This window comes from Pseudomonas sp. PS01270, assembly GCF_029959775.1.
In the GTDB taxonomy this organism is placed as follows: domain Bacteria; phylum Pseudomonadota; class Gammaproteobacteria; order Pseudomonadales; family Pseudomonadaceae; genus Aquipseudomonas; species Aquipseudomonas atacamensis.
This window is the reverse complement of record NZ_JASCPT010000002.1, coordinates 119,883-140,579: the sequence shown is the minus strand read 5'-3', so window position 1 is coordinate 140,579 and position 20,697 is coordinate 119,883. Positions and strand designations below refer to the sequence as shown.

Sequence of the window (20,697 nt, the reverse complement as noted above, 5' to 3'; positions counted from 1 at the left end):
TTAAATTTTGTGCAGAGGGTTCTTTAGAAAGGGCGAAGTCCCTATACTTGCCGACCAGGTCCAGAAACCTGGTTTCAATATTTCCTGAATGACCTACTTAAGCAGGCACGAGGTGCGTGGTGGATTTCCCTTCCCGTTTTGAAGTGATCGTCATCGGCGGCGGTCATGCCGGTACCGAGGCAGCACTGGCGTCAGCACGCATGGGGGCAAAAACCCTGTTGCTGACGCATAACGTGGAAACCCTCGGCGCCATGAGTTGCAACCCGGCCATCGGTGGCATCGGCAAAAGCCATCTGGTCAAGGAAATCGATGCCCTCGGCGGCGCGATGGCCATGGCTACCGACAAGGGCGGCATCCAGTTTCGCGTATTGAACAGCCGCAAAGGCCCGGCAGTACGGGCCACCCGTGCGCAAGCCGACCGAATTCTCTATAAGGCCGCTGTCCGCGAAATCCTGGAAAACCAGCCAAACCTGTGGATATTTCAACAGGCTGCTGACGACCTGATCGTCGAGCAGGAGCAAGTCCGTGGTGTGGTTACACAGATGGGGCTGCGTTTCTTCGCCGATTCCGTGGTGTTGACCACCGGTACCTTCCTCGGCGGACTTATCCACATCGGTTTGCAGAATTTCTCCGGCGGTCGCGCCGGTGATCCACCGTCGATTGCTCTGGCCCACCGTCTGCGTGAGTTGCCATTGCGTGTCGGACGCCTGAAAACCGGTACACCGCCGCGTATTGATGGCAAATCTGTGGATTTCTCGGTGATGACCGAGCAACCGGGCGATACGCCAATTCCGGTGATGTCGTTCATGGGCAACAAGGAACAGCATCCCCGTCAGGTCAGCTGCTGGATTACCCATACCAATGCCCGCACCCACGAAATCATTGCGGCGAATCTCGATCGGTCGCCGATGTATTCCGCTGCCGGGGAGATCGAAGGCGTCGGCCCGCGTTATTGCCCGTCGATCGAAGACAAGATTCATCGCTTTGCCGACAAGGAAAGCCATCAGGTGTTCATCGAACCGGAAGGTCTGACCACCCATGAGCTGTACCCGAACGGGATATCCACAAGCCTGCCGTTCGACGTGCAATTGCAGATCGTGCAATCGATCCGCGGTATGGAAAACGCGCACATTGTGCGTCCGGGTTATGCGATCGAGTACGACTACTTCGATCCGCGCGACCTGAAGTACAGCCTCGAAACCAAGGTCATCGGCGGTCTGTTTTTCGCCGGGCAGATCAACGGCACCACCGGTTACGAAGAAGCTGGCGCTCAAGGTCTGCTCGCCGGGGCCAACGCTGCGCTGCGTGCCAAGGGCAAAGAGGCCTGGTGTCCGCGCCGCGATGAAGCGTACATCGGCGTTCTGGTCGACGACCTGATCACCCTCGGCACCCAAGAGCCGTACCGCATGTTCACGTCTCGCGCCGAGTACCGCCTGATTCTGCGCGAAGACAACGCCGACCTGCGTCTGACCGAAAAAGGTCGCGAGCTCGGGCTGGTCGATGACGCGCGCTGGGCGGCCTTCTGCAAGAAACGCGAAAGCATCGAACTGGAAGAGCAGCGCCTGAAAAGCACTTGGGTTCGACCGAATACCCCGCAGGGCGATGCGATTGCCGAGAAATTCGGCACGCCGCTGACCCACGAATACAACTTGCTCAACCTGTTGAGCCGTCCGGAAATCGACTACGCCGGTCTGGTCGAAGTGACCGGGCGGGGCGCCGAAGATCCACAGGTCGCCGAGCAGGTCGAGATCAAGACCAAATACGCCGGTTACATCGACCGCCAACAGGACGAAATCGCCCGTCTGCGCGCCAGCGAAGACACGAAATTGCCTGTGGATATCGATTACACCAACATCTCCGGTCTGTCCAAGGAGATCCAGAGCAAGCTCGGCGCCACACGTCCTGAAACGCTGGGCCAGGCTTCGCGGATTCCTGGCGTAACCCCGGCAGCGATTTCGCTGTTGATGATTCATTTGAAAAAACGCGGCGCGGGCCGTCAGTTGGAGCAAAGCGCTTGAGTGCCAAGGTCACTTCGCAACACGCCGAAGAGTTATCCACAGGAGCCCGCGAGCTCGGTGTCAATCTCACAGAAACCCAGCACGAATTGCTGCTGGGTTATCTGGCCCTGTTGATCAAATGGAACCAGGCCTACAACCTGACCGCCGTGCGCGATCCTGATGAAATGGTTTCGCGGCACTTGCTCGATAGTCTCAGCGTGATGTCGTTCATCGAAAACGGTCGCTGGCTCGATGTCGGCAGTGGCGGTGGCATGCCTGGTATCCCGCTGGCGATCCTGTATCCGGACTCGCAGGTGACCTGTCTGGACAGCAACGGCAAGAAAACCCGCTTCCTGACTCAGGTCAAACTGGAGCTGAAGCTGGATAACCTGCAAGTTATCCACAGTCGCGTCGAAGCCTTCCAGCCTGCGCAGCCATTCAACGGGATCATTTCCCGTGCATTCAGCAGCATGGAAAACTTCACCAACTGGACTCGCCACTTGGGCGATGCCGATACACGCTGGCTGGCAATGAAGGGCGTTCATCCGGCCGATGAGCTGGTAGCATTGCCGGCAGATTTCAAACTCGATAGCGAACACGCCCTGGCCGTCCCCGGTTGCCAAGGCCAACGCCATCTGCTGATACTGCGCCGCACGGCATGATTGGGAACACAAGCAAGAATGGCTAAGGTATTCGCGATAGCGAACCAGAAGGGTGGTGTGGGCAAAACCACCACCTGCATCAACCTCGCAGCATCCCTGGTCGCGACCAAGCGCCGGGTGCTGTTGATCGATCTCGATCCACAGGGCAACGCCACCATGGGTAGCGGTGTGGATAAACATGGTCTGGAAAACTCGGTCTACGATCTGCTGATCGGTGAATGCGACCTGGGCCAGGCCATGCACTTCTCCGAGCACGGCGGTTATCAACTGCTGCCGGCCAACCGTGATCTGACCGCGGCCGAAGTGGTGCTGCTGGAAATGCAGATGAAGGAAAGCCGTCTGCGCAGTGCGCTGGCGCCAATCCGAGACAACTACGACTACATTCTGATCGACTGCCCACCGTCGCTGTCGATGCTCACGCTCAACGCACTGGTCGCCGCTGACGGGGTGATTATCCCCATGCAGTGCGAATACTTTGCGCTGGAAGGTTTGAGCGACCTTGTGGATAACATCAAGCGCATCGCTGAACTGCTCAATCCGAACCTGAAAGTCGAAGGCCTGCTGCGCACCATGTACGACCCGCGCCTGAGCCTGATGAATGATGTTTCGGCGCAGCTCAAGGAACACTTCGGCGATCAGCTGTACGACACGGTGATCCCGCGCAACATTCGCCTGGCCGAAGCACCGAGCTACGGCATGCCGGCGCTGGCTTACGACAAGCAATCGCGTGGCGCCCTGGCCTATCTGGCTCTGGCGGGCGAGATGGTTCGTCGTCAGCGCAAAAATTCACGCATTGCTGCTGCTCAGCCAACTTAAGGAATCCCCATGGCCGTCAAGAAACGAGGTCTCGGACGTGGACTGGATGCACTGCTGAGTGGTCCGACGGTCAGCGCGCTGGAAGAACAAGCCGCGCAGGCCGACACCCGCGAACTGCAACACCTGCCGCTGGACCTGCTGCAGCGCGGCAAATATCAGCCGCGCCGCGACATGGACCCGCAGGCCCTGGAAGAGCTGGCACAGTCGATCAAGTCCCAAGGCGTGATGCAGCCGATCGTGGTGCGCCCGATTGGCGGCGGTCGTTTTGAGATCATTGCCGGTGAACGCCGCTGGCGCGCCAGTCAGCAGGCCGGGCAGGAAACCATCCCGGCGATGGTTCGCGATGTGCCGGATGAAACCGCCATTGCGATTGCGCTGATCGAGAACATCCAGCGCGAAGATCTCAATCCGATCGAAGAAGCCGTCGCCTTGCAGCGCTTGCAGCAGGAATTCCAGCTGACTCAGCAGCAGGTTGCCGAGGCTGTGGGTAAGTCGCGGGTGACTGTGGCTAACCTGTTGCGACTTATTGCACTGCCTGAAGTGATCAAGACCATGCTGTCGCACGGTGACCTGGAAATGGGTCACGCGCGTGCCTTGCTCGGTCTGCCGGACAATCAGCAGGTCGAAGGGGCGCGACATGTTGTCGCACGAGGACTGACTGTGCGCCAAACCGAGGCACTGGTTCGTCAGTGGTTGAGTGGCAAACCGGAGCCTGTGGAAGCTGCAAAACCCGACCCGGACATCGCTCGCCTCGAGCAGCGCCTGGCCGAGCGCCTAGGCTCTGCGGTGCAGATTCGCCATGGCAAGAAGGGCAAAGGCCAATTGGTGATTGGTTATAACTCGCTCGACGAGCTTCAAGGTGTGCTCGCACACATCCGCTGAAACATTTCCTCATGTAGCGCGCAGTCGGAAATCACTACCTGACAGTTGAATAGGGGCAGAACCGCCCCTATACTCTGCGCGCATTTTGTCGGCACAAATTATGCCAAGTTATTGAATTTCGGCAGCCGACCATTGGAGAGCAACTGTGATGGAAACCCGCACGCCAAACCGCTTGCCTTTCCATCGCCTGGCGGTTTTTCCGGTGTTGATGGCTCAATTTGTCATTCTGCTCATTGCCGCTTTGGCGCTCTGGCAATGGCATGGAGTCGTTGCCGGATACTCGGGACTTTGCGGAGGCCTGATAGCCTTGCTGCCCAATGTTTATTTCGCTCACAGGGCATTTCGGTTTTCCGGCGCCCGAGCAGCCCAGTCCATCGTCCGGTCTTTTTATGCCGGCGAGGCAGGCAAACTTATTTTGACGGCAGTGCTGTTTGCACTGGTGTTCGCAGGTGTGAAGCCACTGGCGCCGATCGCAGTATTCGGCGTGTTCGTGCTGACGCAGTCGGTCAGCTGGTTCGCTCCCCTGCTGATGAGAACAAGACTTTCGAGACCTTAGGGCGTTTGAGGCAACCATGGCAGAGACAACCGCTTCGGGCTATATCCAGCACCACTTGCAGAACCTGACTTTCGGTCAGCTACCCAACGGCGGCTGGGGCTTTGCCCACACCGCAGCAGAGGCCAAGGAAATGGGCTTCTGGGCTTTCCACGTCGATACCCTCGGCTGGTCGGTCGCGCTGGGTCTGATCTTCGTTCTTCTTTTCCGCATGGCGGCGAAGAAAGCGACTTCGGGTCAGCCGGGTGCCTTGCAGAACTTCGTTGAAGTATTGGTCGAATTCGTCGATGGCAGCGTGAAAGACAGCTTCCATGGCCGTAGCCCGGTGATTGCACCGCTGGCGCTGACCATCTTCGTCTGGGTGTTCCTGATGAACGCCGTCGACCTGGTACCGGTCGACTGGATTCCTCAGCTGGCCATCCTGATCTCCGGCGATGCCCACATCCCGTTCCGCGCCGTGTCGACTACCGACCCGAACGCGACTCTGGGCATGGCGTTCTCGGTGTTCGCACTGATCATTTTCTACAGCATCAAGGTCAAGGGCATCGGCGGCTTCATCGGCGAACTGACCCTGCACCCGTTCGGCAGCAAGAACATCTTCGTTCAGGCCCTGCTGATCCCGGTGAACTTCCTGCTGGAATTCGTCACCCTGATTGCCAAGCCGATCTCTCTGGCTCTGCGTCTGTTCGGCAACATGTATGCCGGCGAGCTGGTGTTCATTCTGATCGCTGTGATGTTCGGCAGCGGCCTGCTCTGGCTCAGCGGCCTGGGCGTTGTTCTGCAGTGGGCGTGGGCTGTATTCCACATCCTGATCATCACCCTGCAGGCGTTCATCTTCATGATGCTGACCATCGTCTACCTGTCGATGGCGCACGAAGAAAACCATTAAGACCAGTCTCGACTAGTCTGATGTTCCTCCCGGTCAAACGGGAGGGAGCTCCTTGCGGGGCAGCTGAAACGATTTGTTTTACCGCTTTAATCTAAAAAACCTAAACCATACGACGTAAAAGTCGGGAGGAAAGATGGAAACTGTAGTTGGTCTAACCGCTATCGCTGTTGCACTGTTGATCGGCCTGGGCGCACTGGGTACCGCAATTGGTTTCGGCCTGCTGGGCGGCAAGTTCCTGGAAGGCGCAGCGCGTCAGCCAGAAATGGTTCCAATGCTGCAAGTGAAAATGTTCATCGTTGCCGGTCTGCTCGACGCCGTAACCATGATCGGTGTTGGTATCGCTCTGTTCTTCACCTTTGCGAACCCGTTCGTTGGTCAGATCGCTGGCTGATTACTCGGATCTTCCGGGTAATTTGGTGTGATGGACAACGTAACTGCGAGGTGTTGGCGTGAACATTAATGCGACCCTGATTGGCCAGTCCGTTGCGTTCCTGATTTTTGTACTGTTCTGCATGAAGTATGTATGGCCTCCGGTCATCGCTGCTCTGCACGAACGTCAAAAGAAGATCGCTGATGGTCTGGACGCTGCCAGCCGTGCAGCTCGCGACCTGGAGTTGGCCCAAGAGAAAGCGGGTCAGCAACTGCGCGAAGCGAAAGCTCAGGCAGCTGAAATCATCGAGCAAGCCAAGAAACGCGGTAACCAGATCGTCGAAGAGGCTGTTGAAAAAGCCCGTATCGACGCTGACCGTGTGAAGGTTCAGGCTCAAGCCGAGATCGAACAGGAACTGAACAGCGTCAAAGACAAGCTGCGTGCCCAAGTGGGCTTGCTGGCTGTTGGCGGCGCCGAGAAGATCCTGGGTGCCACAATCGATCAAAACGCGCACGCAGAGCTGGTTAACCAACTGGCTGCTGAAATCTAAGCGAGGGCGATCATGGCAGAACTGACCACGTTGGCCCGACCTTACGCTAAGGCGGCCTTCGAGCACGCTCAGGCCCACCAGCAACTGGCCAATTGGTCAGCCATGCTCGGCCTGGCAGCAGCGGTGTCGCAAGACGACACCCTGCAGCGCGTGCTCAAGGCCCCGCGACTGACGAGCGCAGAAAAGGCCGCCACGTTCATTGACGTGTGCGGCGACAAGTTTGATGAAAAGGCACGCAATTTCATCAACGTCGTTGCCGAGAACGACCGTCTCCTGCTTCTGCCGGAGATCGCCGCTCTGTTCGACCTGTACAAGGCCGAACAAGAGAAATCGGTAGACGTTGAAGTGACCAGTGCATTTGCATTGAACCAAGAACAGCAAGACAAACTCGCCAAGGTTCTCAGTGCACGACTCAACCGGGAAGTGCGCCTGCAAGTTGCGGAGGACGCTGCCTTGATTGGTGGTGTCGTGATCCGCGCCGGCGACCTGGTTATCGATGGCTCGATTCGCGGCAAAATCGCGAAACTTGCCGAAGCATTGAAATCTTGAGTTTGAAGGGGCAGCAGAGCAATGCAGCAACTCAATCCTTCCGAAATAAGTGAAATTATCAAGGGCCGCATCGACAAGCTCGATGTGACCTCCCAAGCCCGTAACGAAGGCACTGTCGTCAGCGTATCTGACGGCATCGTGCGGATTCACGGTCTGGCCGACGTCATGTACGGCGAGATGATCGAGTTTCCGGGCGGCGTCTACGGTATGGCCCTCAACCTGGAGCAGGACTCCGTAGGTGCCGTGGTATTGGGCTCCTACCAGTCGCTGGCTGAAGGCATGAGCGCCAAGTGCACCGGCCGCATCCTCGAAGTTCCTGTTGGTAAGGAATTGCTGGGCCGCGTAGTCGATGCTCTGGGTAACCCTGTTGACGGCAAAGGTCCACTGGGCAACACCGAGACCGACGCGGTCGAGAAAGTTGCTCCAGGCGTGATCTGGCGTAAGTCGGTAGACCAGCCTGTACAGACTGGCTACAAGGCTGTCGATGCCATGATCCCTGTCGGCCGTGGCCAGCGTGAGCTGATCATCGGTGACCGTCAGATCGGTAAAACCGCTCTGGCGATCGACGCGATCATCAACCAGAAAGACAGCGGCATTTTCTGCGTCTACGTAGCAATCGGTCAGAAGCAATCGACCATCGCCAACGTGGTTCGCAAGCTGGAAGAAAACGGCGCCCTGGCCAACACGATCATCGTGGCTGCCAGTGCTTCGGAATCTCCTGCGCTGCAATTCCTGGCACCGTACTCCGGTTGCACCATGGGTGAATTCTTCCGCGACCGCGGTGAAGACGCGCTGATCGTTTATGACGATCTGTCCAAGCAGGCAGTGGCTTACCGCCAGATTTCCCTGCTGCTGCGCCGTCCACCAGGCCGTGAAGCTTACCCAGGCGACGTGTTCTATCTCCACTCCCGTCTGCTGGAGCGCGCATCCCGCGTTTCGGAAGAATACGTAGAGAAGTTCACCAACGGCGCAGTGACCGGCAAAACCGGTTCCCTGACCGCACTGCCGATCATCGAAACCCAGGCTGGCGACGTTTCCGCGTTCGTTCCGACCAACGTGATTTCCATCACCGACGGTCAGATCTTCCTGGAATCGGCCATGTTCAACTCGGGCATCCGCCCTGCAGTGAACGCCGGTGTTTCGGTATCCCGTGTGGGTGGTGCCGCTCAGACCAAGATCATCAAGAAGCTCTCCGGTGGTATCCGTACCGCTCTGGCTCAGTACCGTGAACTGGCGGCATTCGCCCAGTTCGCTTCTGACCTGGACGAAGCGACCCGCAAGCAACTTGAGCATGGTCAGCGCGTTACCGAGCTGATGAAGCAGAAGCAATACGCACCAATGTCGATCGCTGACATGGCGCTGTCGCTGTATGCCGCTGAGCGTGGGTTCCTGACTGACATTGAAATCGCCAAGGTCGGCAGCTTCGAACAAGCGCTGATCGCTTTCTTCAACCGCGATCACGCCGATTTGATGGCCAAGATCAACGTTAAAGGTGACTTCAATGACGAAATCGACGCTGGCATGAAAGCCGGTATCGAGAAGTTCAAGGCCACCCAAACCTGGTAAGCCGCAGCGGGAGCCGCGAGGCTCCCGCTTGCTAACCTGATAGGTGTTACATGGCAGGCGCAAAAGAGATTCGCAGTAAGATTGCGAGCATCAAAAGCACGCAAAAGATTACCAGCGCCATGGAAAAAGTGGCGGTCAGCAAAATGCGCAAGGCACAAATGCGCATGGCTGCTAGCCGTCCTTATGCGGAGCGTATCCGCCAGGTAATTGGGCATCTGGCCAACGCCAACCCGGAATACCGCCACCCGTTCATGATCGACCGCGAAATCAAACGCGTCGGTTATGTCGTCGTGAGCAGTGACCGTGGTCTGTGCGGCGGCTTGAACACCAACCTGTTCAAGGCCCTGGTCAAGGACATGGCGGTAAACCGCGAAAACGGCGTCGAGATTGATCTGTGTGTAGTCGGTAGCAAGGGTGCGGCCTTTTTCCGCAACTTCGGCGGTAACGTCGTTGCAGCTATCAGCCACCTGGGTGAAGAGCCGTCGATCAATGATCTGATCGGCAGCGTCAAGGTGATGCTGGATGCCTACCTGGACGGCCGTATCGACCGCCTGTCCGTGGTGTCCAACAAGTTCATCAACACCATGACGCAGCAGCCTACCGTGGAGCAGTTGATTCCACTGGTGGCAACCCCGGATCAGGATCTCAAGCACCACTGGGACTATCTCTACGAACCGGACGCCAAAGAGCTGCTTGACGGCTTGATGGTCCGTTACGTCGAGTCGCAGGTCTACCAGGCGGTGGTCGAGAACAACGCGGCTGAACAGGCTGCGCGGATGATCGCGATGAAGAACGCTACCGACAACGCCGGTGATTTGATCAGCGATTTGCAGCTGATCTACAACAAGGCGCGTCAGGCTGCGATCACCCAAGAGATCTCGGAAATCGTCGGCGGCGCTGCCGCGGTTTAACGGTTCAAATATTCAGAGGATCCAGCTATGAGTAGCGGACGTATCGTTCAAATCATCGGCGCCGTTATCGACGTGGAATTTCCACGCGACAGCGTACCGAGCATCTACAACGCGCTGACTGTACAAAGCGCGGCCGCAACCACCCTGGAAGTTCAGCAGCAGCTGGGCGACGGCGTGGTGCGTACCATTGCGATGGGTTCCACCGAGGGCTTGAAGCGCGGTCTGGAAGTCACCGACTCTGGCGCAGCCATCTCCGTACCGGTCGGTAAAGCGACCCTGGGCCGGATCATGGACGTCCTCGGTAACCCGATCGACGAAGCTGGCCCGATCGACACCGAAGAGCGCTGGGGCATTCACCGCGCAGCACCTTCGTTCGCCGAGCAAGCAGGCGGCAACGACCTGCTGGAAACCGGCATCAAGGTTATCGACCTGGTCTGCCCGTTCGCCAAGGGCGGTAAAGTCGGTCTGTTCGGTGGTGCCGGTGTAGGCAAAACCGTAAACATGATGGAACTGATCCGTAACATCGCCATCGAGCACAGCGGTTATTCCGTGTTCGCCGGTGTGGGTGAGCGTACTCGTGAGGGTAACGACTTCTACCACGAGATGAAGGACTCCAACGTTCTGGACAAAGTGGCACTGGTTTACGGTCAGATGAACGAGCCGCCGGGAAACCGTCTGCGCGTAGCACTGACTGGCCTGACCATGGCCGAGAAGTTCCGTGACGAAGGTAACGACGTTCTGCTGTTCGTCGACAACATCTATCGTTACACCCTGGCCGGTACTGAAGTATCCGCACTGCTGGGCCGTATGCCTTCGGCAGTAGGTTACCAGCCGACCCTGGCTGAAGAGATGGGCGTTCTGCAAGAACGTATCACTTCGACCAAGGAAGGTTCGATCACCTCGATCCAAGCGGTATACGTACCTGCGGACGACTTGACCGACCCGTCGCCAGCGACCACTTTCGCCCACTTGGACGCCACCGTCGTTCTGTCCCGTGACATCGCTTCCCTGGGTATCTACCCGGCGGTAGATCCACTGGATTCGACTTCGCGCCAGCTGGACCCGAACGTGATCGGCCAGGACCACTACGACACCGCTCGCGGCGTTCAGTATGTTCTGCAGCGTTACAAAGAGCTGAAAGACATCATCGCGATCCTGGGTATGGACGAGCTGTCGGAAGCCGACAAGCAGTTGGTTAACCGTGCTCGTAAGATCCAGCGCTTCTTGTCGCAGCCGTTCTTCGTGGCTGAAGTCTTCACCGGTGCTTCGGGTAAATACGTTTCCCTGAAAGACACCATTGCTGGCTTCAAAGGCATCCTCAACGGTGACTACGACCACCTGCCAGAACAAGCGTTCTACATGGTTGGCGGCATCGAAGAAGCGATCGAGAAAGCCAAGAAACTGTAATCCCGGCGCCCGGCAACGGGCGCTAATTTAGGTTGAGGCAATCAGATGGCTATGACAGTCCATTGCGATATCGTCAGCGCGGAAGGGGAAATCTTTTCCGGCCTGGTCGAGATGGTGATTGCGCACGGTGCACTGGGTGATCTTGGTATCGCTCTGGGTCACGCGCCGCTGATCACTAATCTCAAGCCGGGTCCGATCCGCCTGATCAAGCAAGGCGGGGAAGCCGAGGTGTTCTACATCTCCGGTGGTTTCCTCGAGGTTCAGCCGAACATGGTCAAGGTACTTGCCGATACCGTGCAACGTGCTGCCGACCTGGATGAAGCTCAGGCTCAGGCAGCTCTCAAGGCTGCCGAGAATGCCCTGAACGAAAAAGGCGCGGACTTCGATTACGGCGCCGCTGCCACACGTCTGGCCGAGGCTGCAGCCCAGCTGCGCACCGTCCAGCAGATCCGCAAGAAGTTTGGCGGTTAATCCGTCAGCCGCTTATTGTGCGATTGATAAAAAAGGGTAGCCTCGGCTACCCTTTTTTCTTTTCCGAATTCCCACAAACCGGTCGCAGTTGCTGACCACCCAGGATTGGTAGCCAGTCATGTCTCTCGAAATCGTTATCCTCGCGGCCGGTCAAGGCACTCGCATGCGCTCCGCGCTGCCCAAGGTGCTGCACCCGATTGCCGGCAACTCCATGCTCGGCCATGTTATCCACAGCGCTCGGCAACTTGATCCACAACGCATTCACGTGGTGATCGGTCACGGTGCTGATGTGGTGCGTGAGCGTCTGGCAGCTGATGATCTGAATTTCGTGTTGCAGGACAAGCAATTGGGCACTGGCCATGCCACCGCCCAAGCGGTGCCGTTCATTGATGCCGACACTGTGCTGATTCTTTACGGCGATGTGCCGCTGATTGAAGTGGAAACCCTGCAACGTCTGCTCAAGCATGTCGTGCCGGGCCAGATGGGTTTGCTCACTGTCGAGCTGGATGACCCGACCGGTTACGGCCGCATCGTGCGTGATGCTGACGGCAAGGTCGCGGCAATCGTCGAGCACAAAGACGCCAGCGAAGCGCAACGTGCGATCACCGAAGGCAACACCGGCATCCTCGCTGTGCCGGCCAATCGCCTGGCAGACTGGATGAGTCGCCTGTCGAACAACAACGCGCAGGGCGAGTACTACCTCACCGACGTAATCGAAATGGCGGTCAGCGATGGTCTGGTGGTGGCTACCGAACAGCCGCACGACCCGATGGAAGTGCAGGGTGCCAATGATCGCAAGCAGCTCTCTGAACTGGAGCGTCATTACCAGTTGCGCGCCGGCCGTCGCCTGATGGCTCAAGGCGTGACCCTGCGTGACCCGGCGCGTTTCGATGTGCGTGGCGAAGTCAGCGTCGGCCGCGATGTGCTGATCGATATCAACGTGATCTTGGAAGGCAAGGTGATCATTGAAGACGACGTACAGATCGGCCCGAACTGCGTGATCAAGGACAGTACCCTGCGCAAAGGCGTGGTGATCAAGGCCAACAGTCATATCGAAGGGGCCATTCTCGGTGAAGGCAGCGACGCCGGTCCCTTCGCGCGTTTGCGCCCGGGCACTGTGCTCGAAGCGCGCGCCCATGTGGGTAACTTCGTTGAGCTCAAAAACGCCCACATGGGCGAGGGTGCCAAGGCTGGCCACCTGACCTACCTGGGCGATGCCGAGATCGGCGCGCGCACCAACATCGGCGCCGGCACCATCACCTGCAACTACGATGGCGCCAACAAGTGGAAAACCGTTTTGGGCGCTGATGTATTCATCGGTTCCAATAACTCGCTGGTTGCGCCTGTGGATATCTCCAACGGTGCAACTACCGCTGCCGGCTCGACCATCACGCAAAATGTGGATAACGCTCAACTGGCAGTTGGTCGAGCTCGTCAAAAGAACATTGACGGCTGGAAGCGGCCGGAAAAAATCAAGAAATCCTGATTTATCCACAACCTCCTGTGGGAGCGAGCCTGTTCGCGAATGCGGTTTGTCAGTCACGTCTTCAGTGGCTGAGACTCCCTTTTGCGAGCGGGCTCGCTCCCACAGTCATTTCAATCTTTCTGAATTTTTCTCCCCGCGTCTTGACGGCAACCTTTCGATAGAGTTTCATTGCTTGCGTTATCTTTCGAATCGAAACTTAAGCCACCATGTCCAAACGCAACACTCCTCAGCGTCGTCATAATATCCTCGCCTTGCTCAACGAGCAGGGCGAAGTCAGTGTCGATGAGCTGGCCAAGCGTTTCGAAACTTCCGAAGTTACGATTCGCAAGGATCTCGCTGCGCTGGAAACCCATGGTCTGTTGCTGCGTCGTTACGGCGGTGCGATCACCATGCCGCAAGAGCTGGTCGCAGAAACGGCGCAGAGTATTTCCAAGTACAAGCAGGCGATCGCCCGCGCGGCGGTCAAACGCATCCGCGAGCACGCGCGCATCATCATCGACAGTGGCAGCACTACCGCCGCGATGATTCCCGAACTGGGCCAGCAACCGGGTCTGGTGGTGATGACCAACTCGCTGCATGTCGCCAATGCCTTGAGCGAACTGGAACACGAGCCAGTGCTGCTGATGACCGGCGGCACTTGGGATCCGCACTCGGAATCCTTTCAGGGCCAGGTCGCCGAGCAGGTACTACGCTCTTACGACTTCGACCAACTGTTCATCGGCGCCGACGGCATCGATCTGGTGCGCGGTACCACCACCTTCAATGAACTGCTCGGCCTCAGCCGGGTGATGGCCGACGTTGCGCGAGAAGTGATCGTCATGGTCGAGGCCGACAAGATCGGTCGCAAGATTCCCAACCTGGAGCTGCCCTGGAGCAGCATCCATACCCTTATTACCGATGATCGCCTGCCCGTCGAGGCACGCGATCAGCTTCAGGCCCGTGGGATCACGTTGATCTGTGCGGCTGTCAGTCAGGAGAAATAACCATGTGTGGCATTGTCGGCGCAGTAGCTGAACGTAATATCACCGCCATCCTTCTTGAAGGCCTGAAGCGCCTCGAATACCGCGGCTATGACAGCGCCGGTGTGGCGGTTTATACCAACGACCAGACCCTGGAGCGCATGCGCCGTCCGGGCAAGGTCAGCGAACTGGAAACCGCACTGGCCGAACAGCCGCTGGCCGGCCGTCTCGGTATCGCCCACACCCGTTGGGCGACCCATGGAGCGCCGTGCGAGCGCAATGCTCACCCGCATTTTTCCGGTGACATTGCCGTGGTGCACAACGGCATCATCGAGAACCACGAAGCCCTGCGCGAACAGCTGAAAGCGCTGGGCTATGCGTTCAGCTCGGACACCGACACCGAAGTCATCGCGCACCTGCTGACCCACAAGCTCAAGGAACAACCGGACCTGACTGCCGCGCTCAAAGCGACCGTCAAGGAGCTGCATGGCGCCTACGGTCTGGCAGTGATCAACGCACAGCAACCGGATCGTCTGGTCGCCGCGCGCAGTGGCAGTCCATTGGTGATCGGCCTGGGCCTGGGCGAGAATTTCCTCGCTTCCGACCAGTTGGCTCTGCGTCAGGTCACTGACCGCTTCATGTATCTGGAAGAAGGCGATATCGCTGAAATCCGTCGCGACAGCGTGCAGATCTGGGACGTAAACGGCAACGCTGTCGAGCGCCAGACCGTGCAGTACACCGACGGTGCCGAAGCCGCCGACAAGGGCGAGTTCCGCCACTACATGCTCAAGGAAATCCACGAACAACCGGCCGTGGTCCAACGCACCCTCGAAGGTCGCCTGGGCAACAATCAAGTGCTGGTCGAGGCCTTCGGTCCACAAGCTGCCGAGCTGTTTGCCAAAGTGCGCAATGTGCAGATCGTCGCCTGCGGCACCAGTTACCACGCCGGCATGGTCGCGCGCTACTGGCTCGAGGAACTGGCCGGCATCCCGTGCCAGGTCGAAGTCGCCAGCGAATTCCGTTATCGCAAAGTGGTGGTGCAGCCGGACACGCTGTTCGTGACCATCTCGCAGTCTGGCGAAACCGCGGACACCCTCGCGGCGCTGCGCAATGCCAAGGAGCTGGGTTTCCTCGCCAGCCTGGCGATCTGCAACGTCGGCATCAGCTCGCTGGTGCGTGAATCCGATCTGACCCTGTTGACGCAGGCCGGTCGCGAAATCGGCGTGGCCTCGACCAAAGCCTTCACCACGCAACTGGTCGGCCTGTTGCTGCTGACTCTATCGCTGGGTCAGGTGCGCGGCACTCTGGCTAACGGCGTCGAAGCCACACTCGTCGAAGAACTGCGTCGCCTGCCGACCCGTCTCGGCGAAGCGCTGGCGATGGACAGCACCGTGGAAAAAATCGCCGAGCTGTTCGCCGAGAAAAACCACACCCTGTTCCTCGGCCGTGGTGCGCAATTCCCGGTCGCGATGGAAGGTGCCTTGAAGCTCAAGGAAATCTCCTACATCCATGCCGAAGCCTACCCGGCCGGCGAGCTCAAACACGGGCCGCTGGCACTTGTGGATAACGACATGCCAGTGGTGACCGTCGCGCCGAACAACGAACTGCTGGAGAAGCTCAAATCCAACCTGCAGGAAGTCCGCGCTCGCGGCGGCGAGTTGATCGTGTTCGCGGATGAGAAGGCTGCGATGACCAACGGCGAAGGTACCCACGTGGTGCAAATGCCGCACATCCACGACATTCTCTCGCCGATCCTTTATACGATCCCGCTGCAACTGCTGTCTTACTACGTGGCCGTGCTCAAGGGCACCGACGTCGATCAGCCGCGCAACCTGGCGAAATCGGTCACCGTGGAATAAGTTATCCACCGTTGATCTAAGCTCTTGGTTTTGAACAATAAGGATTGACACAAAACAATAAAGTTTGACACTTAAGAACATAGATTGACACAAGGCTCAAACCCCCGTATCTACGGGGGTTTTCCTGTCCAGGCTTTTCCTTTGGTCTGGATTCATCGCTTCAACTTTTACCGGGTGTAGTCTGGAAAATGTTTTGAATACGGCCGCTTTGGCAGTCGTGTCCTTCTACGACTTTTTCTCGACGCGAGGTGAAGCGGTCCGCATCGACTGAGGAGGCGTGGGTTGCGAGGTCGTAAATTTGCATCACAGCAGGACATTGAACGGCACATTGCAAATGGATTTGGCGAAGGCGCCGGGGCAAGCTACGTGCCTTGGCTGCGGGTACAAGATGTCCCGTCGATTGGTCGTTCGCACAAGATCCAAGGTGTGAGGATCGAGAGGATTCATCACCTCCTGTCAGATCTCGAGCGTTCTTACTTTCTTGTGTGTGAATTTTCTGAAGACGTCGTGGATATCCGGGAGCAATACCCGTTACTACCCACAGAGCGTGCGCAGGCGATAGCGTCGGCGATCGATGTACGTTATCCAAGATACCCTAGAACAACACTGCCTTATGTGATGACAACAGATTTCCTGTTAACTGTTAAGGACCCGAGCGGAAACTTCAAATCGGTAGCGAGGACGGTGAAGTATCGTTCCGATTTAGTTGGCAGCGGCAGTAAAAGAACGCTTGAAAAACTTGAGATTGAAAAGCGCTTTTGGGAAAGCCAAGGTGTTGATTGGAAAATCGTCACAGACGAATTTGTGACACGGGATTTGATCAAAAATCTTGGACTTATCAGAAAATACTCGAAGCTCTCTCGTGATTTAATGAAAGCCCCGTTGCATTCGAATTTTATCGAGTGCCTAGCAAACTCCCGGGAATATTCGTGGACCTTGGCCACCTGTCTAAGAAAAATAGCGTCCCTTCTTTCCATTTCCTACATAGACGCTCAAGCAATTTTCTTCCATCTGGTTTGGAACAAAATACTGAAAATAGATTTGGTTAACACTCCTCTCCACCTTACTGGTCTAGTCCCTGACTTCGAAGTTTCCCCGAGCCCTGTCCAAGTATCGTTGAAGGAGAAAATGTCATGACTGTTCTCGTTAATGACGTCTTCGAGCCTGTAACCGATCTGTCGGTCATCGCTACGATAGCCAGGCTCCTTTACCACGATGAAACGCAAGACTTAGCAGTTGTGATAGATCTAGCTGACCCACCCCGACAGCCGTACGCGGTTGGTCTGGAGGAGCTGCGTCGCTCGATAGCGTCTGGTCACACCAAACCAGCAGCCATTACCACGCCAGAGTTTATGCTTGTGCTTGAGGAACAGTTGGATGAGAGAGCCAAGCAAGGCCGGGACGAAAAGTGGGCCGTCATCGCCCCTCTGCTAGATCCTGAATACCCAGGACAAATATTTGTACGAGGTGAGTTAGGCCGACTTGTTAGCAAACGGGCGTCAGAGCTCGGAATCCAGCGGAAAACCATCTATCGGCTTCTTTACCGCTATTGGTCTTATGGTCAAGTTCGCAACTCATTGCTTAACAATTATACGGCAGTAGGTATTGCCGATAGAAAATATGATCCGAGCAGGCCACCAGGGCGAAAGCCTAAATTTCAAGGCGTTCTTACTTCGCCTTCCAAGATGCTCAGTGCCGTTGATAAACGATGCATCCGTGTTGGATATGCTCTTTATGTAAGAGATAAGAAATCTTCTATTTCGAGCGCATATGACGAAATGTTGAGACGATTCTACTCTGTTCGAGACATCTCCAAAAACAGTGAAGAAGAGCTTCGTTTGTTGCCTAGTTCAGAACTCCCCAGCTTGAGGCAGTTCCAATATTGGGGACAGATTTTTTTCGACGAGATTGCAACCGAGCGTGGCCGTAAAGGGTTGAGAAGGTGGTTAAAGGATTGCCGTCCGCTTTCAGGTACCGTTCGCGATTGGCTGCGTGGACCCTGTCATCAGTTCGAAATCGACGCAACGATTGCCGATATTTATTTGGTCAACAGCTACTCTAGACGGATGCTCATTGGTCGGCCCGTCGTTTATATCGTAGTGGATAGTTTCTCCGGAATGATTGCTGGTCTCTATGTAGGATTGGAGGGCCCTAGTTGGAATGGGGCGAGACAAGCGCTGTTCAACGCGTTTACCTCCAAAGTCGAGTTCTGCGCTCAGAACGGCGTTGAAATCAATGCAGATGATTGGAATTGTCACCACCTGCCCCACCAGATTTACGCCGACCGGGGAGAGATGCTGTCACTCGCAGCAGAGGGGTTATCCTCAGGATTGGGAATTGAGATGGGCACTGCTCCACCTTATCGGCCTGATTGGAAGCCTATGGTAGAAAGTCGGTTTGGCATTTTGAATGATTTGACGGGTATCAGATGGCTACCTGGCGGGGTGGCTGCGCGGGACAAAGAGCGCGGCGAGCGAGATTACCGGCTCGATGCCACGCTGAATCTCAAAGAGTTCACCCAAATCCTCATTAATTGCGTGCTCCACTATAACCGGCACCATCGACAGCCTGACCGACTGACTCAAGCGATGATGAATGACGGCGTTGAACCTACGCCCAACGGGATATGGAATTGGGCCTGCGACAACGACCTGATGGAATCCAACAAACGTCCCGACGAGCTGGTTTATCTCCACCTTTTACCCCGTGAGCGCGCGACCGTTCAAAAGGGCGGAGTGATGTTTCGCGGCATGCACTACGTGTGTGATATGGCCATAGAGAAAGATTGGTTTGCCAAGGCTCGCAAAGGGGGCGTTTGGTCAATAGAGTGTTGGTTCGATCCGAACTCTGCGGCACACATTTGGATTCAGGGAGAGGCCAAGCAGTTTATCCGTTGTGATCTTCGACGATCGGATGCCGGTTACGCGAATTACCGCTCGGACGAGATTTTTGATCTGCTCGAAGCCTATCGCCAAAAACCGCCTACTCGCCGGCGAGCCGAGCTGGAAAGCCGTGTGCAGCTTAGCGATCAGGTCCACCAGATCATCAGTCATGCACTCGCAGAACGAAAACTGGAACCTGCTCCGCCCACCAAGGCAGAGGCCACTGGAAACATCCGCGAGAACCGCGCAGAAGAACGTCTCCGTGAGCGTGAAAATGCGGTTGTTCCTGAAGGCGTCAGGGCGGAGCCAGCTTCACTTCAATCTGAATTGACACCGAAAGCGCATGATTCATATGCCGGCGAGCGCACTGCGCAGGTTATCGATTTGCTCAAAAGAATTCGGCCAGGACAGGCAAAATGAAAGGTGCACAGACGTTTGCCAATTACGTCAGACAGGACATTAGTGAGTATGCGGGTAACCCGCTTATCGAAGCTTTGCCTCCGATATTGTCAGAGGCGGCGGCTGTTGAGCTGATCTCGAATTTTCCTCAGCCGGTGGATCCGAAAGAGCTGACTCTCGAAGGAGCCACTCGAATTCACTGTATCGACCGGCTAAGAACCGTGGTACAGCCGTTCTTGCTACATCTGGAATTGGAGGCCCTGTTCTCACTGCTCATTCGTCGAGGGTATGTTGGGCGTAACCCGATGTCGCCCGCTACCGTCCGGCATTTGCATTCTTTATCTGGGGCTCAGCGTTACCACGATGCGTTCAAGTCCACTGCAGAAACGTTTACCGTCGTTGGCCTGAGCGGCATTGGCAAGTCAACGGCACTCCACGCCATTTTGAGCCTTTATCCACAGACAATCCGTCATGAGCGCTATGAGGGAAAGCAGTTTGTTCATACCCAAATCACATGGCTGAAGCTTGACTGCCCTCGGGATGGATCGCTGGCTGGATTTTGTCAGCAGTTTTTTTATGCGGTGGGTGACGCTCTAGGAGACAAGGACTACCACAAGCGCTACAGGCATCGAAACATCAATGATGCGCTGCAACAGATGGAGCAGGTGGCCAGCACATTTTTCATCGGCGCCTTATTGATCGACGAGCTGCAAAACCTCCACCTGGCGAAAACCGGTGGTAAGGAGAGCATGCTGAATTTTTTTCTGCATTTGGTAAACAACATTGGTATCCCGGTCGTTTTCAGTGGCACGAATTCGACGATTAGCTTGTTCTCTGAAGCCATGCGGACTGCCCGCCGAGTCTGTGGTGCCGGTACGCTCGAATTCAAACGCTTCGAAAAGGATGATGAGGAGTGGCGGTTGTTGGTCGAAAATCTTTGGAGCTATCAGTGGTGCAAACAGACTGCTGAGCTGACCGACGAGATTTTTGACATGCTGTATGAGCACACTCAAGGCGTCACAGATTTCCTGGTCAAGCTGCTGGTATTGAGTCAGCGTTATGCGGTCCAGAGTGGCTCGGAGTGTTTGACTGCTGAGATCCTGGTGAAGGTAAGCAACTCAAAAATGCAGATTCTAAAGCCAGCCCTTTCAGCTCTGCGTAGCCGAGATCCGAAGCGGATGCGGCAGTTCGACGATTTGCTGCCGATTGAGGATCAGCTGAGCGAAATGATGGTCTTCGATGGTTTGGCACGAGAGGATCGCCTTGCCTTGCTTCGAAGCGTTGTATCCCGTGAGAAGCCGGCAGACCCATCTCCAAGCATCCTTGCGAAAGACCACCCATCGCCGATTGCTACTGCTGTGGAAAGCTCAGAGGCTAAAGCGCTTAGCGAACATGACGCTCCCCTCGACGCTCTGCGCGCTGCGGGCTGGCTCAACGAGGACCTGTTTGAGTTCTCACCGATGTATCACAAATCGTGAGTCAGAGGGTG

19 protein-coding genes are annotated in these 20,697 nt (G+C 56.5%); all 19 read left to right on the top strand.

Annotation, left to right across the window (positions count from 1 at the left end):
• Positions 1 to 119 precede the first annotated feature (119 nt).
• On the top strand, positions 120 to 2,018 hold the full coding sequence (mnmG, locus tag QMX86_RS01405) for a tRNA uridine-5-carboxymethylaminomethyl(34) synthesis enzyme MnmG (RefSeq protein ID WP_282381714.1): 1,899 nt from the start codon (positions 120 to 122) through the stop codon (positions 2,016 to 2,018).
• Positions 2,015 to 2,659 carry a 16S rRNA (guanine(527)-N(7))-methyltransferase RsmG gene (gene rsmG / locus QMX86_RS01400; protein WP_016772399.1) on the top strand — a complete coding sequence of 215 codons (645 nt, stop codon included), beginning with the start codon at positions 2,015 to 2,017 and terminating at the stop codon, positions 2,657 to 2,659. The genes mnmG and rsmG overlap by 4 nt, the downstream gene beginning before the upstream one ends.
• An 18-nt stretch (positions 2,660 to 2,677) precedes the next feature.
• A complete protein-coding gene (locus tag QMX86_RS01395) occupies positions 2,678 to 3,475 on the top strand; it encodes a ParA family protein (RefSeq protein ID WP_016772400.1) in 798 nt (265 codons plus the stop codon).
• Positions 3,476 to 3,484: 9 nt separating this feature from the next.
• Complete coding sequence (locus tag QMX86_RS01390; RefSeq protein ID WP_003229785.1) at positions 3,485 to 4,357, top strand: ParB/RepB/Spo0J family partition protein; 873 nt, start codon at positions 3,485 to 3,487, stop codon at positions 4,355 to 4,357.
• Positions 4,358 to 4,505: 148 nt separating this feature from the next.
• Positions 4,506 to 4,913 (top strand): F0F1 ATP synthase subunit I, encoded by a 408-nt coding sequence (locus QMX86_RS01385; protein ID WP_016772401.1) that lies wholly within the window; start codon positions 4,506 to 4,508, stop codon positions 4,911 to 4,913.
• Between the two features lie 16 nt (positions 4,914 to 4,929).
• Positions 4,930 to 5,799, top strand: coding sequence for a F0F1 ATP synthase subunit A (atpB, locus tag QMX86_RS01380; protein WP_016772402.1), 870 nt, complete (start codon positions 4,930 to 4,932; stop codon positions 5,797 to 5,799).
• A gap of 133 nt (positions 5,800 to 5,932) precedes the next feature.
• Positions 5,933 to 6,190 (top strand): F0F1 ATP synthase subunit C, encoded by a 258-nt coding sequence (gene atpE, locus QMX86_RS01375; protein WP_003097235.1) that lies wholly within the window; start codon positions 5,933 to 5,935, stop codon positions 6,188 to 6,190.
• 58 nt (positions 6,191 to 6,248) lie between these two features.
• Complete coding sequence (locus tag QMX86_RS01370; RefSeq protein WP_016772403.1) at positions 6,249 to 6,719, top strand: F0F1 ATP synthase subunit B; 471 nt, start codon at positions 6,249 to 6,251, stop codon at positions 6,717 to 6,719.
• Between the two features lie 12 nt (positions 6,720 to 6,731).
• Positions 6,732 to 7,268, top strand: a complete 537-nt coding sequence (locus tag QMX86_RS01365) for a F0F1 ATP synthase subunit delta (protein ID WP_016772404.1) — start codon at positions 6,732 to 6,734, stop codon at positions 7,266 to 7,268.
• 21 nt (positions 7,269 to 7,289) lie between these two features.
• Positions 7,290 to 8,834 (top strand): F0F1 ATP synthase subunit alpha, encoded by a 1,545-nt coding sequence (gene atpA, locus QMX86_RS01360; protein WP_016772405.1) that lies wholly within the window; start codon positions 7,290 to 7,292, stop codon positions 8,832 to 8,834.
• Positions 8,835 to 8,884: 50 nt separating this feature from the next.
• A complete protein-coding gene (gene atpG / locus QMX86_RS01355) occupies positions 8,885 to 9,745 on the top strand; it encodes a F0F1 ATP synthase subunit gamma (protein WP_007911960.1) in 861 nt (286 codons plus the stop codon).
• A 27-nt stretch (positions 9,746 to 9,772) separates the two neighbouring features.
• Complete coding sequence (gene atpD / locus QMX86_RS01350) at positions 9,773 to 11,152, top strand: F0F1 ATP synthase subunit beta (protein ID WP_016772406.1); 1,380 nt, start codon at positions 9,773 to 9,775, stop codon at positions 11,150 to 11,152.
• A 45-nt stretch (positions 11,153 to 11,197) separates the two neighbouring features.
• Positions 11,198 to 11,623 (top strand): F0F1 ATP synthase subunit epsilon, encoded by a 426-nt coding sequence (locus QMX86_RS01345; protein ID WP_016772407.1) that lies wholly within the window; start codon positions 11,198 to 11,200, stop codon positions 11,621 to 11,623.
• A 118-nt stretch (positions 11,624 to 11,741) separates the two neighbouring features.
• Positions 11,742 to 13,109 carry a bifunctional UDP-N-acetylglucosamine diphosphorylase/glucosamine-1-phosphate N-acetyltransferase GlmU gene (gene glmU / locus QMX86_RS01340; RefSeq protein WP_130928339.1) on the top strand — a complete coding sequence of 456 codons (1,368 nt, stop codon included), beginning with the start codon at positions 11,742 to 11,744 and terminating at the stop codon, positions 13,107 to 13,109.
• 206 nt (positions 13,110 to 13,315) lie between these two features.
• Positions 13,316 to 14,092, top strand: coding sequence for a DeoR family transcriptional regulator (locus tag QMX86_RS01335; RefSeq protein ID WP_041476528.1), 777 nt, complete (start codon positions 13,316 to 13,318; stop codon positions 14,090 to 14,092).
• A gap of 2 nt (positions 14,093 to 14,094) precedes the next feature.
• Positions 14,095 to 15,927, top strand: coding sequence for a glutamine--fructose-6-phosphate transaminase (isomerizing) (gene glmS, locus QMX86_RS01330; protein ID WP_264364298.1), 1,833 nt, complete (start codon positions 14,095 to 14,097; stop codon positions 15,925 to 15,927).
• 282 nt (positions 15,928 to 16,209) lie between these two features.
• The gene (locus tag QMX86_RS01325; protein ID WP_039593186.1) at positions 16,210 to 17,064 is read left to right on the top strand and encodes a TnsA endonuclease N-terminal domain-containing protein; all 855 of its coding nucleotides are present in this window, start codon (positions 16,210 to 16,212) and stop codon (positions 17,062 to 17,064) included.
• On the top strand, positions 17,061 to 19,229 hold the full coding sequence (locus tag QMX86_RS01320) for a Mu transposase C-terminal domain-containing protein (RefSeq protein ID WP_039593187.1): 2,169 nt from the start codon (positions 17,061 to 17,063) through the stop codon (positions 19,227 to 19,229). The genes QMX86_RS01325 and QMX86_RS01320 overlap by 4 nt, the downstream gene beginning before the upstream one ends.
• A complete protein-coding gene (locus QMX86_RS01315) occupies positions 19,226 to 20,686 on the top strand; it encodes an ATP-binding protein (RefSeq protein WP_151550774.1) in 1,461 nt (486 codons plus the stop codon). Before QMX86_RS01320 ends, QMX86_RS01315 begins: the two co-directional genes overlap by 4 nt.
• The last annotated feature ends 11 nt before the right edge of the window (positions 20,687 to 20,697 follow it).

Excerpts from the sequence above, each read along its gene's own strand:
- atpG (WP_007911960.1), top strand. The coding sequence starts at position 8,885 with ATGGCAGGCGCAAAAGAGATTCGCAGTAAGATTGCGAGCATCAAAAGC.
- QMX86_RS01320 (WP_039593187.1), top strand. The coding sequence starts at position 17,061 with ATGACTGTTCTCGTTAATGACGTCTTCGAGCCTGTAACCGATCTGTCG.
- QMX86_RS01385 (WP_016772401.1), top strand. The coding sequence starts at position 4,506 with ATGGAAACCCGCACGCCAAACCGCTTGCCTTTCCATCGCCTGGCGGTT.
- atpA (WP_016772405.1), top strand. The coding sequence starts at position 7,290 with ATGCAGCAACTCAATCCTTCCGAAATAAGTGAAATTATCAAGGGCCGC.
- QMX86_RS01315 (WP_151550774.1), top strand. The coding sequence starts at position 19,226 with ATGAAAGGTGCACAGACGTTTGCCAATTACGTCAGACAGGACATTAGT.
- QMX86_RS01345 (WP_016772407.1), top strand. The coding sequence starts at position 11,198 with ATGGCTATGACAGTCCATTGCGATATCGTCAGCGCGGAAGGGGAAATC.
- QMX86_RS01335 (WP_041476528.1), top strand. The coding sequence starts at position 13,316 with ATGTCCAAACGCAACACTCCTCAGCGTCGTCATAATATCCTCGCCTTG.
- QMX86_RS01390 (WP_003229785.1), top strand. The coding sequence starts at position 3,485 with ATGGCCGTCAAGAAACGAGGTCTCGGACGTGGACTGGATGCACTGCTG.
- QMX86_RS01395 (WP_016772400.1), top strand. The coding sequence starts at position 2,678 with ATGGCTAAGGTATTCGCGATAGCGAACCAGAAGGGTGGTGTGGGCAAA.
- glmU (WP_130928339.1), top strand. The coding sequence starts at position 11,742 with ATGTCTCTCGAAATCGTTATCCTCGCGGCCGGTCAAGGCACTCGCATG.
- QMX86_RS01365 (WP_016772404.1), top strand. The coding sequence starts at position 6,732 with ATGGCAGAACTGACCACGTTGGCCCGACCTTACGCTAAGGCGGCCTTC.
- atpE (WP_003097235.1), top strand. The coding sequence starts at position 5,933 with ATGGAAACTGTAGTTGGTCTAACCGCTATCGCTGTTGCACTGTTGATC.
- glmS (WP_264364298.1), top strand. The coding sequence starts at position 14,095 with ATGTGTGGCATTGTCGGCGCAGTAGCTGAACGTAATATCACCGCCATC.
- atpD (WP_016772406.1), top strand. The coding sequence starts at position 9,773 with ATGAGTAGCGGACGTATCGTTCAAATCATCGGCGCCGTTATCGACGTG.
- atpB (WP_016772402.1), top strand. The coding sequence starts at position 4,930 with ATGGCAGAGACAACCGCTTCGGGCTATATCCAGCACCACTTGCAGAAC.